The organism is Mycobacterium sp. E2699 (assembly GCF_001666745.1).
In the GTDB taxonomy this organism is placed as follows: Bacteria; Actinomycetota; Actinomycetes; order Mycobacteriales; family Mycobacteriaceae; genus Mycobacterium.
Window position 1 is genome coordinate 70,892 of record NZ_LZJH01000084.1, and the last position, 14,097, is coordinate 84,988.

At 66.0% G+C, this 14,097-nt stretch carries 14 protein-coding genes; 11 read left to right on the forward strand and 3 right to left on the reverse strand.

The genetic code is table 11. The features are described 5' to 3' along the window. Window positions 1-53 precede the first annotated feature (53 nt). The 8 genes from A5696_RS14545 (at window position 54) to A5696_RS14580 (ending at window position 8,363) form a co-directional block, all read left to right on the forward strand. On the forward strand, window positions 54-632 hold the full coding sequence (locus A5696_RS14545) for an NAD(P)H-dependent oxidoreductase (protein WP_067879901.1): 579 nt from the start codon (window positions 54-56) through the stop codon (window positions 630-632). A gap of 498 nt (window positions 633-1,130) precedes the next feature. Continuing rightward, entirely contained in the window at window positions 1,131-1,370 is a 240-nt protein-coding gene (locus tag A5696_RS14550; RefSeq protein ID WP_067879906.1) for a redoxin NrdH, read from the forward strand. Window positions 1,371-1,405: 35 nt separating this feature from the next. Then, window positions 1,406-1,852 (forward strand): class Ib ribonucleoside-diphosphate reductase assembly flavoprotein NrdI, encoded by a 447-nt coding sequence (nrdI, locus tag A5696_RS14555; RefSeq protein ID WP_067879909.1) that lies wholly within the window; start codon window positions 1,406-1,408, stop codon window positions 1,850-1,852. Further along, window positions 1,822-3,987 (forward strand): class 1b ribonucleoside-diphosphate reductase subunit alpha, encoded by a 2,166-nt coding sequence (gene nrdE, locus A5696_RS14560; protein WP_082969025.1) that lies wholly within the window; start codon window positions 1,822-1,824, stop codon window positions 3,985-3,987. Before nrdI ends, nrdE begins: the two co-directional genes overlap by 31 nt. A 17-nt stretch (window positions 3,988-4,004) precedes the next feature. Next, window positions 4,005-4,526 carry a hypothetical protein gene (locus A5696_RS14565; protein ID WP_067879915.1) on the forward strand — a complete coding sequence of 174 codons (522 nt, stop codon included), beginning with the start codon at window positions 4,005-4,007 and terminating at the stop codon, window positions 4,524-4,526. Window positions 4,527-4,599: 73 nt separating this feature from the next. Continuing rightward, on the forward strand, window positions 4,600-5,328 hold the full coding sequence (locus A5696_RS14570; protein ID WP_067879918.1) for a TetR/AcrR family transcriptional regulator: 729 nt from the start codon (window positions 4,600-4,602) through the stop codon (window positions 5,326-5,328). 116 nt (window positions 5,329-5,444) lie between these two features. After that, window positions 5,445-6,992 carry an NAD(P)/FAD-dependent oxidoreductase gene (locus A5696_RS14575; RefSeq protein WP_082969026.1) on the forward strand — a complete coding sequence of 516 codons (1,548 nt, stop codon included), beginning with the start codon at window positions 5,445-5,447 and terminating at the stop codon, window positions 6,990-6,992. 69 nt (window positions 6,993-7,061) lie between these two features. Continuing rightward, on the forward strand, window positions 7,062-8,363 hold the full coding sequence (locus tag A5696_RS14580; protein WP_067879924.1) for a threonine/serine exporter family protein: 1,302 nt from the start codon (window positions 7,062-7,064) through the stop codon (window positions 8,361-8,363). A gap of 10 nt (window positions 8,364-8,373) precedes the next feature. On the opposite strand, the gene A5696_RS14585 is transcribed toward A5696_RS14580, so the two are convergent. Genes A5696_RS14585 through A5696_RS14595 form a run of 3 tightly spaced genes read right to left on the reverse strand, consistent with a single transcriptional unit; the run spans window position 8,374 to window position 10,967 of the window. Further along, window positions 8,374-8,922 carry a TetR/AcrR family transcriptional regulator gene (locus A5696_RS14585; RefSeq protein WP_067879927.1) on the reverse strand — a complete coding sequence of 183 codons (549 nt, stop codon included), beginning with the start codon at window positions 8,920-8,922 and terminating at the stop codon, window positions 8,374-8,376. Then, complete coding sequence (locus A5696_RS14590) at window positions 8,906-9,352, reverse strand: SRPBCC family protein (protein WP_067879930.1); 447 nt, start codon at window positions 9,350-9,352, stop codon at window positions 8,906-8,908. The genes A5696_RS14585 and A5696_RS14590 overlap by 17 nt, the downstream gene beginning before the upstream one ends. A 40-nt stretch (window positions 9,353-9,392) precedes the next feature. Next, window positions 9,393-10,967 (reverse strand): NAD(P)/FAD-dependent oxidoreductase, encoded by a 1,575-nt coding sequence (locus A5696_RS14595; RefSeq protein ID WP_067879933.1) that lies wholly within the window; start codon window positions 10,965-10,967, stop codon window positions 9,393-9,395. Between the two features lie 91 nt (window positions 10,968-11,058). On the opposite strand from A5696_RS14595, the gene A5696_RS14600 reads away from it, so the two are divergent. The 3 genes from A5696_RS14600 to A5696_RS14610 all read left to right on the forward strand — a co-directional run bounded on the left by A5696_RS14600 (window position 11,059) and on the right by A5696_RS14610 (window position 14,081). Beyond that, entirely contained in the window at window positions 11,059-11,661 is a 603-nt protein-coding gene (locus tag A5696_RS14600) for a TetR/AcrR family transcriptional regulator (RefSeq protein ID WP_156738398.1), read from the forward strand. Window positions 11,662-11,773: 112 nt separating this feature from the next. Continuing rightward, entirely contained in the window at window positions 11,774-12,748 is a 975-nt protein-coding gene (nrdF, locus tag A5696_RS14605; protein WP_197516981.1) for a class 1b ribonucleoside-diphosphate reductase subunit beta, read from the forward strand. 295 nt (window positions 12,749-13,043) lie between these two features. Then, the gene (locus A5696_RS14610) at window positions 13,044-14,081 is read left to right on the forward strand and encodes a diguanylate cyclase (protein WP_197516982.1); all 1,038 of its coding nucleotides are present in this window, start codon (window positions 13,044-13,046) and stop codon (window positions 14,079-14,081) included. Window positions 14,082-14,097 lie beyond the last annotated feature (16 nt).

Below are 14,097 nucleotides of genomic sequence, written 5' to 3' on the forward strand. Positions count from 1 at the left end.
CGCCGGAATAAAACGGACTAGAGTCCGGTTGGGGCATGCGAGAATGAGGACCTATGACCGAAGGGAACGAAACAGTGGCAGACACCAAAGTCTTGGCGTTAGTCGGCAGCTTGCGGGCGGCGTCGATCAACCGCCAGATCGCCGAGTTGGCCGGGTCCGTCGCCCCGGACGGCGTCACCGTCACGATTTTCGAAGGGCTGCATGAGCTGCCGTTCTACAACGAAGAGATCGACGACGCGATGACCGCCGACGCCTCGCCGCTGACCCCGGTGGTTGCGCTGCGCGCCGCGGCGGCCGACGCCGACGCCGCCCTGGTGGTCACGCCGGAGTACAACGGCAGCATTCCGGCGGTCATCAAGAACGCGATCGACTGGCTGTCCCGCCCATTTGGGGACAGCGCGCTGAAGGGCAAGCCGCTGGCCGTCATCGGGGGTTCCTTCGGGCAGTACGGCGGGGTTTGGGCGCACGACGAGACCCGCAAGTCGTTCGGGATCGCGGGCGCTCGCGTGGTCGAGGCGATCAAGCTGTCGGTGCCGTTCAAGACGCTCGACGGTCGGGCGCCCGCCGAACACCCCGAGCTGACGGCGAACGTGCGCGACGTTCTGGGCAAGCTCGCCGCGGAAGTGGGCTGACTCCGGCGATAGCCGGCAAGCCGCTCGCCGCCCACGTTCCGGTCACCGGGCCGCTTTGCTGGCGGTCGGCCGGAGGGCGGCGCGGCCGGCCGGTCGCTTCCGGCCTTGTCGGTGGCCGCTGTTATACCGGTGGGCATGGGCATCCCTGACCTCGATGTGATCTGCGACACGCCGGGCGCGTGTCGTGTCGAGGCCTTACGACCAGGGAATTTCAAAATTGTTATTCAGAACATCTTGTATCTGGACAACTTGTCGGCCACTAGGTGTAGTGTTTCGAGCACCGGCAGATCCCAGGCTCCCCAGGCCGGCCGGGCTTGGGGGACCTCCCCTAATCGGCTTGAAGACGTCGAAGGCAGCGCCTTCGGCTCCCAGGGCCGCTCGACGGGAATCTCGGAGTCTGGCGGGCCGCTGAACACCAGTGAAGACGCAGTTTGTTGCAGTACCCCAGCAGTTGCCAGTCCGTGACACGTTCCCATCTTCCGCAAAGGAGCGGCATCCATGACCATCACCGTCTACACCAAGCCGGCATGCGTGCAGTGCAGCGCCACCTTCAAGGCCCTGGACAAGCAGGGCCTCGCCTACCAGAAGGTCGACATCTCGCTGGACGCAGAGTCGCGGGACTACGTGATGGCGCTGGGCTACCTGCAGGCACCCGTGGTGGTCGCCGGCAACGACCACTGGTCGGGTTTCCGGCCCGACCGCATCAAGGCGCTCGCGGGGTCGGCGCTCAGCGCCTGAGCAGCAGCGGTAGAACGTCAGGTAAGGAGGTTGCGGTGCAGTCGCGCAACCTGGTCTATTTCTCCTCCGTGTCGGAGAACACCCACCGCTTCGTCCAGAAGCTGGGTGTTCCCGCCACGCGGATACCGCTGCACGGGCGCATCGAGGTCGACGCGCCCTACGTGCTGATCGTTCCGACCTACGGCGGCGGCCGGGCCACACCGGACCTCAACGCGGGCGGCTACGTCCCCAAGCAGGTCATCGCTTTCTTGAACAACGAGCACAACCGGTCGTTGATCCGCGGCGTCATCGCCGCGGGCAACAACAACTTCGGGGCCGAATTCGCCTACGCGGGCAACGTCATCTCCCGCAAGTGCGGCGTCCCCTACCTCTACCGCTTCGAACTGATGGGAACCCCGGACGACGTGGATGCCGTCCGCGCGGGCCTGGCTGAATTCTGGAAGGAACAGACGTGCCACCAACGGTCACTGCAGAGCCTGTAACGTCCGGCGCGCACGCGCTGCCCGGTGAGACGGACTACCACGCGCTGAACGCGATGCTCAACCTGTACGACGCGGACGGCAGGATTCAGTTCGACAAAGACGTTCTCGCCGCGCGGCAGTACTTCCTGCAGCACGTCAACCAGAACACCGTCTTCTTCCACAACCAGGACGAGAAGCTGGACTACCTGATCCGCGAAAACTATTACGAGCGCGAGGTTCTCGACCAGTACTCGCGCAACTTCGTCAAGTCGCTGCTGGACCGCGCCTACGCCAAGAAGTTCCGCTTCCCGACGTTCCTCGGCGCGTTCAAGTACTACACCTCCTACACGCTGAAGACGTTCGACGGGAAGCGCTACCTGGAGCGCTTCGAGGACCGGGTCGTGATGGTCGCGCTGACGCTGGCGTCCGGCGACACGGGCCTGGCCGAGAAGCTGGTCGACGAGATCATCGACGGCCGGTTCCAGCCGGCCACCCCGACCTTTCTCAACTCGGGCAAAAAGCAACGCGGAGAGCCGGTCTCGTGCTTTTTGCTTCGCATCGAGGACAACATGGAGTCGATCGGGCGATCGATCAACTCCGCGTTGCAGCTGTCCAAGCGCGGCGGGGGAGTGGCCTTGCTGCTCAGCAACATTCGCGAGCACGGCGCCCCGATCAAGAACATCGAGAACCAGTCCTCGGGCGTGATCCCCATCATGAAGCTGCTGGAGGATTCGTTCTCCTACGCCAATCAGCTGGGGGCGCGTCAGGGCGCCGGCGCGGTGTACCTGCACGCGCATCACCCCGACATCTACCGCTTCCTGGACACCAAGCGGGAGAACGCCGACGAGAAGATCCGGATCAAGACGCTTTCGCTCGGTGTCGTGATCCCCGACATCACCTTCGAGCTGGCCAAGAAGAACGAGGACATGTACCTGTTCTCGCCGTACGACGTCGAACGGGTCTACGGCGTGCCGTTCGCCGACATCTCGGTGACCGAGAAGTACTACGAGATGGTCGACGACGCGCGCATCCGTAAGACGAAGATCAAGGCGCGGGAGTTCTTCCAGACGCTGGCGGAGCTGCAGTTCGAGTCGGGTTATCCGTACATCATGTTCGAGGACACGGTGAACCGGGCCAATCCGATCGAGGGCAAGATCACGCACTCGAACCTGTGCTCGGAGATCCTGCAGGTGTCCACGCCGTCGCTGTTCAACGAGGACCTGTCGTATGCCAAGGTGGGCAAGGACATTTCGTGCAACCTGGGGTCGCTGAACATCGCCAAGACGATGGACTCGCCGGACTTCGCCCAGACGATCGAGGTGGCGATCCGCGCCCTGACCGCGGTGAGCGACCAGACCCACATCTGGTCGGTGCCGTCAATCGAGCAGGGCAACAACGACTCCCACGCCATCGGGCTGGGGCAGATGAACCTGCACGGGTACCTGGCCCGCGAGGGTATCTTCTACGGTTCCGAGGAAGGCATCGACTTCACCAACATCTACTTCTACACGGTGCTCTACCACGCGCTGCGGGCGTCCAACCGCATCGCGATCGAACGCGGTACGCGTTTCAAGGGTTTCGAGAAGTCCAAATACGCGTCGGGGGAGTTCTTCGACAAGTACACCGAGCAGGTCTGGGAGCCGGCGACCGACAAGGTGCGCCAGCTGTTCGCCGACGCCGAGATCCGCATCCCCACCCAGGACGACTGGAAGCGGCTGAAGGAATCGGTCCAAGCGCACGGCATCTACAACCAGAACCTGCAGGCGGTGCCGCCGACCGGGTCGATCTCCTACATCAACCACTCGACGAGCTCGATCCACCCCATCGTGTCGAAGGTCGAGATCCGCAAGGAAGGCAAGATCGGGCGGGTCTACTACCCGGCGCCCTACATGACCAACGACAACCTGGAGTACTACCAGGACGCCTACGAGATCGGCTACGAGAAGATCATCGACACCTACGCGGCGGCCACCCAGCACGTGGACCAGGGGCTTTCGCTGACGCTGTTCTTCAAGGACACCGCCACCACCCGCGACGTGAACAAGGCGCAGATCTACGCCTGGCGCAAGGGAATCAAGACGCTGTACTACATCCGGCTGCGGCAGATGGCGCTGGAGGGCACCGAGGTGGAGGGCTGCGTCTCCTGCATGCTGTAGCGCGGCGCCGGTAGCAGATGAACGCCGTCACCGCTCACCCCATCGTCGACGCTGTGCTGCGGCGCCATAGGGATGCGCTAGGTGCTGACCTGCCCGCGTATCGCAACCATGTCTATCGCGGACTGACCTACCACCAGGAACTGTCGGGCGGCCCCCTGCCCGACTGGGCCGCGCTCGCATGGGCGGTGCACGACCTGGGCATCTGGACCGCGGGCACCTTCGACTACCTGGAGCCCTCGGCCGACCTCGCGTCGGGGTTGGCCGGCGAGTTCGGCATCGGCGAAGTCGGCCACTCGCGAAGGATGATCACCGAACATCACAAGCTGCGCGCCGTCGGCGACCCGATGAGCGAGGCGTTTCGCATTGCCGACCGCATCGACGTCAGCCGTGGTCTCCTGACCGGTTCCCTCGAGCGATCGTTCGTCAAAGGGATCGTGCGGGAATTGCCCTACCTGGGTTTTCATGCCTTCCTGGTGCGCGGCCTCACCGGCTACGCGGTCACCCACCCACGACGGCCGTTTCCGATGCTGCGATGGTGAACCGCCCGGCAGCAAGAGCGCCGTCCGCCCAGGTCAGCGGGTCCTACGCGGTATGGTGCTTGATGTGGTGAGAATGCCTCGGCCTTCGAGACCGCATCCCAGCGTGAAGCCAGGGATGAAGGTCGACGCGCGCAGCGAACGGTGGCGCGAACACCGCAAGAAGGTGCGCGGCGAGATCGTCGAGGCGGCGTTTCGCGCCATCGACCGCCTGGGTCCCGACCTGAGCGTGCGCGAGATCGCCGAGGAGGCCGGCACCGCCAAGCCGAAGATCTACCGGCACTTCCACGACAAGTCCGACCTGTTCCAGGCGATCGGCGAGCGGCTGCGCGACATGCTGTGGGGGGCGATCTTCCCGTCGATCGACCTGAAGACCGACTCGGCCCGCGAGGTGATCCGGCGCGCCGTCGAGGAGTACGTCATCCTCGTCGACAAGCACCCCAATGTGCTGCGGGTCTTCATTCAGGGCCGCTCGGCGGCGAGTCCCCAGATCCTCGAGGAGGGCCGCGGCATCACCCTGGCCGTGGCCGACATGTTCGACAACGAGCTGCGCGAGATGGAGCTGGACCCCGCGGCGGTCGAGCTGGCCGGGCACGCGGCGTTCGGCTCGGCGGCCTCGGCCACCGAGTGGTGGTTGGGGCCCGATCCCGACAGCCCGCGGCGCATGCCGCGGGACCAGTTCGTCGCGCACCTGACGACGATCATGATGGGTGTGATCGTCGGCACGGCGGAAGTGCTCGGCATCTCGATGGACCCTGACCAGCCGATCCACAGCGTGGTGCCCTCCAAGCCCGCCGCGAGCTGAGGACTTTTGGCACGTTGACACCGCCGCGGCGATCGTCAACACTCGTGCCATCCGATACCCTGGGTACCGGGTATTTGCGTTAGCCAACAGGAAGACCGACCATCGTGACCGATGCCATGACACATGTTGAGCCGACTCAGGCGCACGAGCCGGTGCACACCCGCGCCCTGATCATCGGGACCGGCTTCTCCGGTCTCGGCATGGCGATCGCGCTGCAGAAGCAGGGCTTCAGCGGGCAAGACTTCGTCATCCTGGAGAAGGCCGGCGACATCGGGGGCACCTGGCGCGACAACAGCTACCCCGGCTGCGCCTGCGACATCCCCTCGCACCTCTACTCCTTCTCGTTCGAGCCCAAGCCCGACTGGAAGAACCCGTTCTCCTACCAGCCCGAGATCTGGGACTACCTGCAGGGAGTCACCGACAAATACGGGCTGCGCCGCTACATCGTCTTCAACTCGCTGGTGGATCGCGGCCACTGGGACGACGACGAGAACCGCTGGCACGTGTTCACCGCCGACGGGCGCGAATACGTCGCCCAGTTCCTGATCTCCGGGGCGGGCGCGCTGCACATCCCGGCGTTCCCCGACATCGAGGGCCGCGACGAATTCCGGGGCCCCGCTTTCCATTCCGCGCAGTGGGACCACAGCGTCGACCTGACCGGCAAGCGGGTGGCGATCATCGGCACCGGCGCCAGCGCGATCCAGATCGTGCCCGAGATCGTCGGGCAGGTCGCCGAACTGCAGCTCTACCAGCGCACCCCACCCTGGGTGGTGCCCCGCTCCAACCCGGACCTGCCGGTGGCCCTGCGCCGCGCCATGGAGAACATCCCCGGGCTGCGCGCACTGACGAGGCTGGGGATCTACTGGGCCCAGGAGGCGCTGGCGTACGGCATGACCCAGCGGCCCAACGCGCTGAAGGTCATCGAGGCGTACGCCAAATACAACATCCGCCGGTCGGTGAAGGACCGCGAGCTGCGCCGCAAACTGACCCCCCACTACCGCATCGGCTGCAAGCGAATCCTGAACTCCTCCACCTATTACGGTGCGGTCGCGGACCCGAAGACCCAATTGATCACCGAGGGCATCCGCCGCATCACGCCGGACGGGATCGTCACCGCCGACGGCCGGGAGCACAAGGCGGACGTGATCGTCTACGCCACCGGCTTCCACGTCACCGACTCCTACACCTACGTCCAGATCAAGGGGCGGCACGGGGAGGACCTGGTCGACCGCTGGAACCGCGAGGGCATCGGCGCCCACCGCGGCATCACCGTCGCCGACGTGCCCAACCTCTTCTTCCTGCTGGGACCCAACACCGGGCTCGGGCACAACTCGGTGGTGTTCATGATCGAATCCCAGATCCACTACGTCGCCGACGCGATCAAGACCTGCGACAAGATGGGCGCGCAGGCGCTCGCCCCCACCCGCGAGGCGCAGGACGCCTTCAACGACGAGCTGCAACGTAAGCTGTCGCACTCGGTGTGGAACACCGGCGGCTGCGCCAGCTGGTATCTCGACGAACACGGCAAGAACACGGTGCTGTGGGGCGGATACACCTGGCAGTACTGGCGCGCGACCCGTTCGCTCAAGCCCGACGAGTACCGGTTCTTCGGGGTCGGCAAGGGCTCACCGGCCAAGCGATCGGCGCCGGCCGCCGTGAACTGACCGCGGCGCCCGTCGTACGGGGCGTCGGGCCGCAGGCCTGGGCGCCGATGCGACACAATCGAAAGCGCTATGTGGAGTAGTCAGTCCATCCGGAAAAGGCTCGCACGCGCCGAAGAATCGCCCCCACCGATCGCCCCGCCCGACACCTTCGACGACGGCGAGATCGCGGCGATGCTGCGCGAACTCGGCCTTGCGATGATCGAGATGATGCACCCGACGCATCTGGTGCGGGGGCGCCTGCGGCGCGTCATCGTCCGCTACACGACCAAAGACGTGCGGATCGTGGTGTTGCCGACGGTCATGCTCATCCAGTTGGGCAACGAGAGTTACGAGATCGACGTGACCAGGCCGGCGGGCTTCCGATTGGATCTTGCCGGACGCATCGACGAGATCACCCGCCTGGCCACGCTCGGCGCCATCGCGCCGGCGGACGCGGTCGCCGCGCTGGCCGAGGCCCGCGCGATGCCGCCGCGCTTCAACCCGCTGCTGACGGTGGGCGGCTACGTGATCACCACACTGGGCTTCGGCATGATCATCAACCCGACGTGGGCGTCGCTGTGGGGGCACGCGTTTCTCGGGGCGGTCGTCGGCGTGATTCTGCTTGCGGCACGGTTCGTTCCGGCGTTGAACGCCATCGCGCCGACCCTGGCGGCGATGACCGTGACGGTGTTGGCCACCTGGTTTGTCGCCGACGCCGCCAACGACGGCCTGATGCGGGTGATCGCGCCCTCGCTGGTGGCGATGCTGCCCGGGCTGGCGTTGACCGTCGGTGCGATGGAGCTGGCGGGATCGGAGATCATCGCCGGCGCGAGCCGCCTCATCTACGGCGTCGTCCAGTTGATGCTGCTGGTCTTCGGGGTGGCGCTCGGCGTGGCGCTGGTGGGCAACGTCGCACCCCAGCAACCCTCGCCGCAAATCGGCCCGTGGGGTTTTTATGTGGCGATCCTGGTGATCGGCGTGGGGCTCTACGTCTACCTGTCCGCGCCGCGCGGATCGCTGGTCTGGTTGACCCTGGCGGTCGCGGCGGCACTGATCGGGCAGAAGCTCGGCAGTTTGTTTCTGACCCCGGCGCACGCGGGTGCGCTCGGCGCCGCACTCGTCCTGCCGGTTGCGCTGATCGCCGGGCGTCTCAAACACGCACCGCCGGCCCTAGTGATGGTGCTGGCGGCGTTTTGGTCGCTGGTGCCCGGAGCGTTGAGCTTCGAGACGCTGTCGCAGGCCGCCACCGGCGGACCCGCCGATCTTTCAACGTTGATCAGCGCGGTCGCGACGGTGTTCTCGATCGCGCTGGGCACCCTGATCAGCTGGAGTGTCGTCAACTCCGTGCTGCTGGGGCGACGCGGCGTTCGGTCCGCGTCGCGGGCTTTGTGAGGCGCGCCGGTCAGGACCAGCGCTGCAAAAGGTCGGTGAAGGCCTTCGCGGCCGCGTCCACGCCGGCGTCGTCATTCGTGGCCACCAGATCCAGCAGCAGGCCGCGGGTGACGGCCAGCCCGAGCCTGGCCAGCGCGCCGTCATAGGCGACACCGGCGGCGGCCGACTCGACCTCGCGCAGCCACCCGTCCACGGCGCCGGGGACCAGTCGCGTGAACGGCTCTTCGCCCTGGGCGGCGCGCGCATAGCACTCGAAGAAGAGCCGTTCGAGCTGGCGCAGTTCGGGGCGACGAAGGTCGGCCCACATCGCGGCGAAGCCGTCGGCCGGATCGTGCGGCAGGCCGGGGACGAGGGCCAGCTGGCGGCGCTCGGCCTCCTCGACGATCGCGATCAGCAGGTCTTCGCGAGAACCGAAGTGGTGCAACAACATCCGGTGACTGGTGCCGATCGCGGCGGCGACATCGCGGAGCGAACGGTTGCCGATGCCGTTGGCGGCGAACTCGTCGAAGAGTGCGTGCAGCAGTTCGCGGCGCCGTTCGGTGTCAGGCGTGCGGGCCATGGGCGCGGCTGAGCTGCTCAGACCGGGCCTTGAGGCCCTCGGCCTCGAGCTTGAGGTAGCGCTTGGTCCGCTTGACCGTCAACCGGCCGACCAGCGCACCGAGCACACCTCGCTGATCGAGCTCCTGGCGCACGCACGCCCGGCCGCCGGGTAGGGCGGTGACGTGGTGGCGGGCGGTCACCAGCACGCCGGGGGCGCGGTATGCCCACGTCCAGGAGGCGCCCGGTTGGATCTCGGTGACCTGCCATACCAGCTTCTGCATGCCGGGTTGTTTGATCGCGAACCGCCTGCCGACGGCCAGGGTGGGGCCGTCCTGCCCGGTCAGGGACGTCACTGATGGGGTCCACTCGGGCCAGCGTTCGACGTCGCTGAAGACGTCCCATACGACCTGCGGCGCTGCGTCGATGTCGATGCTGTCTACGGTAATCATGTACCAAATGGTACATAAACCGCCGGGCTGTGCCTAGGGCTTATCCGACGCGGGCGTTGAGGTGCTTGAGGGCCGCCTCGGCGCCGTTCCAGCCGGGGATACCGGTCACCCCCGGCCCCGGGTGGGTGCACTGGCCGCACAGGAAGAGCCCGTCGACCGGCGTGGCGAACTTGTCGGCGCCCTCGACGACGCGGCCCGTCCACAGCTGGTTGGGCTGCAGCAGGCCGTGCGAGTAGTCGCCGGCGTGTGCGCTGAAGGTGCTGCCGAAATAGCGGTTGGAGAAGACGACGCGATTGGTGATCGAGTCGGCGAACCCGGGCGCGAACGTGTCGAAGATTCTCACGCAGGTGTCGGCGTATTGCTCCTTCCAGCTTCGGTTTTCGTCCGCGTCCAGCCCGGTGGGGAAGTAGGGCGTGAAAATCGTTGCGCTGTGCTTGCCTTCGGGCGCCAGCGACGAGTCGACCATGCTGGGGATGTACAGATAGGTCGGCGGGGCGTCGGGGAGCTGCCCCTTGCGGTATTGCTCCCAGGCGTCGCTGATGTATTCCGGCGACGGCGCGTACGCGACGGTGGGGCACCATTGGCCGTTGTCATGCATGAACGGCTGCAGCCGCTCGATCCACTGCGGCGCCTGGTCGATGGTCAGGTGCGCCTGGATGTAGCCGAGGTTGAAGTTGATCTCCTTGACCTTGCGGATGTAGTCCGGCGGAAAGTTCTGCGCGCCGGCCAGATTCACGAAGGTGGTGTAGGGGTCGAGCGACGAGAGCACCGCGTCGGCCGAAATCGTTGTGCCGTTGCGCAATTCGATCCCGGTGGCGCGGCCGTCGGCGACCAGGACCCGCTTCACGTGCTGCTTGAGCTGCACCTCGGCGCCCAACGCTTCGGCGCGGCGGCACAGCGCCGCGCTCAGGGCCCCGATGCCGCCGCGCGGCATGATGTACTCGACGTTGCCGCCGCCGATCAGGTAGTGGTACAGCGTCGACGCGTTGGAGCCCGGGGTCCAGGGGCCGCCGTCGAAGGCGTCGATGGACATCGCCGCCAGCGAGCCCTGGATGCAGCGGGCCTGATCCGGCGCCAGGAAGCGCCGGACGGTGTCCATAGTGCTGCCGTACCACATCTGGGCGAAATCGTGGCGGTCTTCCGGTGTGGGCTGGGAGGCGATCACCTCGACGATGTCCAGCGGCGGCCCGAACGCCGAGTCGACGAAATACGGTGCGAATCGGCCGATGTGGGCGAACAGGGCGCCCAGGGCTGCCGCGGTGTCGGCGCCGTGGTCGTCGAGCAGGTGGCGCGCCATGCGTGCCAGGTCGTTGTACATCACGAACGGGGTGTCGGCCTCGTCGCCGAAGGTGCACGTCGACGTCCACTGATCCATCAGCTCGAAGCCCCACTTGGTGAGCTCCAGCCGCTCGGTCATCTCCTGGCGCCAGATGAGCACCGCCCACGCGCCGACGCTGTGCTTGTACCCGTCGAACAGTTCGCGGGTCGCGGCCATCCCACCCAGGAAGTTGGCCCGTTCGGCGACAAGCACTTTCGCGCCGCCCTTCGCCAGCACGTTCGCGGCGACCAAACCGTTGTGACCTGCCCCGATGACGATCGCGTCATAGTCCGCCATGCCGACTCCTCCGGTAGTGACCCCGACAGCAGGCACAATGTCACATATGACATATTTGCGTCAATGGTGACATTTGGTGTCTGCTTGGTCCGTGGAATCTCGTAGACAGCGCACCCGTCAGGCGCTGCAGCAGGCGGCGATGAAGCGCTTCGTCGCCGACGGCGTGCACCGGACCAGCGTTTCGGATATCGCCGCCGACGTCGGGGTCACCGAGCGAACGTTTTATCGGCACTTCCCGTCCAAGCACGCGGTGATCTTCGCCGATTACGACATCGGCTTCGAATGGTTCGCCCGCGCCCTGGCGTTGCGACCACACGGGGAACCCATCGCGGCGTCGGTGCGAAAGGCCATGGACGCCTTCCCCTTTGATTTCGCGATGGTCCGCGAGGCGGCCACGATCCGGTCCCGCGACCTCGACCAGGACATCATCACCACCCACATCCGGCGGATGCGCGATCAGGTCGCCGACGAGATCGGCCGCTTCATCCACGAGCGTTCCGCGCCCAGCGCCGAGGGGGCGATGATCGCCGACATCGCGGCGCAAAGCCTCGCCACCGCCGTCTTCGCGTCGCTCGAGGCCTGGATGAGCACCGGCGGCGAGGATGTCGACGAACTCAGTCGCCTCACCGATGTCGCGCTGCGCGCCCTCGAGGACGGCCTCACGCACACCTTGCGAGAGGTCGGATTGGAATGACGCCACGACACGGCGAACACAAGTGGTTGTGTTGCCGCGCCTTGTCGTACCCCAGGGGTAGTGTTTGTGGCCTGGATATCAAAGGCAAACCGGCTGGTGAGATGGGGTTCTGGTGACCGAAAACATGAAGCTGATCGACCGGACCTCGGCGATCAACTGGAACCGGGTGCAGGATGAGAAGGACGCCGAGGTCTGGGACCGGCTGACAGGTAACTTCTGGCTGCCCGAAAAGGTGCCGGTGTCCAACGACCTGCCGTCGTGGGGAACGCTGACCGCCCACGAGAAGCAACTCACGATGCGCGTCTTCACCGGGCTGACCCTGCTGGACACCATCCAGGGCACCGTCGGGGCGGTCAGCCTGATCCCGGACGCGCTGACCCCGCACGAACAGGCCGTCTACACCAACATCGCCTTCATGGAGTCGGTGCACGCCAAGAGCTACAGCTCGATCTTCTCGACCCTGTGCTCCACCGCCGAGATCGACGACGCGTTCCGCTGGTCGGAGGAGAACCCCAACCTGCAGCGCAAGGCGGAGATCGTCATGCAGTACTACCGCGGCGACGAGCCGCTCAAGCGCAAGGTGGCCTCCACGCTGCTGGAGAGCTTCCTCTTCTACTCCGGGTTCTACCTGCCGATGTACTGGTCGAGCCGGGCGAAGCTGACCAACACCGCCGACATGATCCGGCTGATCATCCGCGACGAGGCGGTGCACGGCTACTACATCGGCTACAAGTTCCAGCGCGGCCTGGCGCTGGTCGACGACGCCAAGCGCGCCGAGCTCAAGGACTACACCTACGAGCTGCTCTTCGAGCTCTATGACAACGAGGTTGAGTACACCCAGGACCTCTACGACGAGGTCGGGCTGACCGAGGACGTCAAGAAGTTCCTGCGCTACAACGCCAACAAGGCGCTGATGAACCTGGGCTACGAGGCGCTGTTCCCGCGCGACGAGACCGACGTCAACCCGGCCATCCTCTCGGCGCTGTCGCCCAACGCCGACGAGAACCACGACTTCTTCTCCGGCTCGGGCAGCTCGTACGTGATCGGCAAGGCGGTCGTCACCGAGGACGAGGACTGGGACTTCTAACGCTGCGGTTGTCAGCGAAGCGGCGATCGAAGACCCGCCGCGGGGCCTGACAACCCACGGGGAAGAAGTCAATTAAATCTGAGTAAAACAGACTTTTGCCCTTCTTTATCTGGTCTACTCATGACGTCGGGCCCACTGTTCCTACCGCTTTCTCTCGCTGTGCGCAGCAACGCTTTTTTGGGGGGTTCGCCGACGGATGTCCCGGCCGAGGTATTGGCCTAATAGGCCTGACAAGTACGAGTGGATCAAGGCGTTTCTGCGTCAGCGGGGACGGTTACGGGCCGCACAGCGGATCATGGCTGTTGTCTGCGCGGCGGCGGCGCTGCCGCCGTTGACCGTGTTGTTCAGCCAGCACCGGCAGAGCGAGGCTGCGGTGGTCATGGGCGGCCTCACCGCCGCGTTCACCATCGGCATGACCGCTTTCTGGCTGATGCGTTTTCCAACGCGACGGCAGTCAGAGGCCGCCGCCGCCGTTGGCGTGCTGTTGGTCGGCGGGTGGAGCTTGGTCCAGCCCACCGCGGCCCTCTCCGTCCTGGCCTGTACCGCCACGACGGTCACCGGGGCCTACAGCGCAATATTTCACCGTCGAAAGGTCGTGGTGTTCCACTCGGCGGTGGCTGTCGCGGTCGCGCTGGCGGCGGTGGCGCGCCTGGCCGGCCACGTCGGCATCGCCGCGGCGATAGCGGCGTTCTGGCTGATCACCTTCGTCAATGCGTCTGTGCTGCTTGGTGCTTGGGGCCTGTCGCAGGCAATGGGGGGGTACGCGCAGCGCTCGGAGGAGGACGCGCTCACCGGTCTGCTGAACCGGCGCGCATTCGTCGAGACGGTCGGCAATCGGCTCGCGGACCCGTCCCGCGCGCACACGCATCTGACTGTGGTGATGCTCGATCTCGACAACTTCAAACGCATCAACGACACCCACGGACATTCCGTCGGTGATGACGCGCTCCGGGCGGTGAGCGGGCTGCTGATCGAGCACACGCCTCCCGACGCCGTCATCTGTCGCGCCGGCGGCGAAGAGTTCCTCATCGCGCTGACGTGCGCGACTTCCGAGATAGCACCGCTGGCGGCGCGGATTTGCGCTGCCCTGACCGGCCTTTCCCCGAAGATGACGGCGAGCATCGGCACCGCCAGCGCCGAGTTGACATCGTTCGGCGGTCGCGAGAGCCACGCCGGCATCGAGGAGCTGATCGCGATCGCCGACCGCGCGATGTACGCCGCCAAACGCAGCGGCGGGAACCAGGCTCGCCACGAAAGCCGGGTGGCCGGGCCGGGCAACGGCCGTCCGACGCGAAGCGCCACTTCCTCGCCGGCTCCGGCTCGCGGTGCGTGATCGGCGAGGCCGTCGC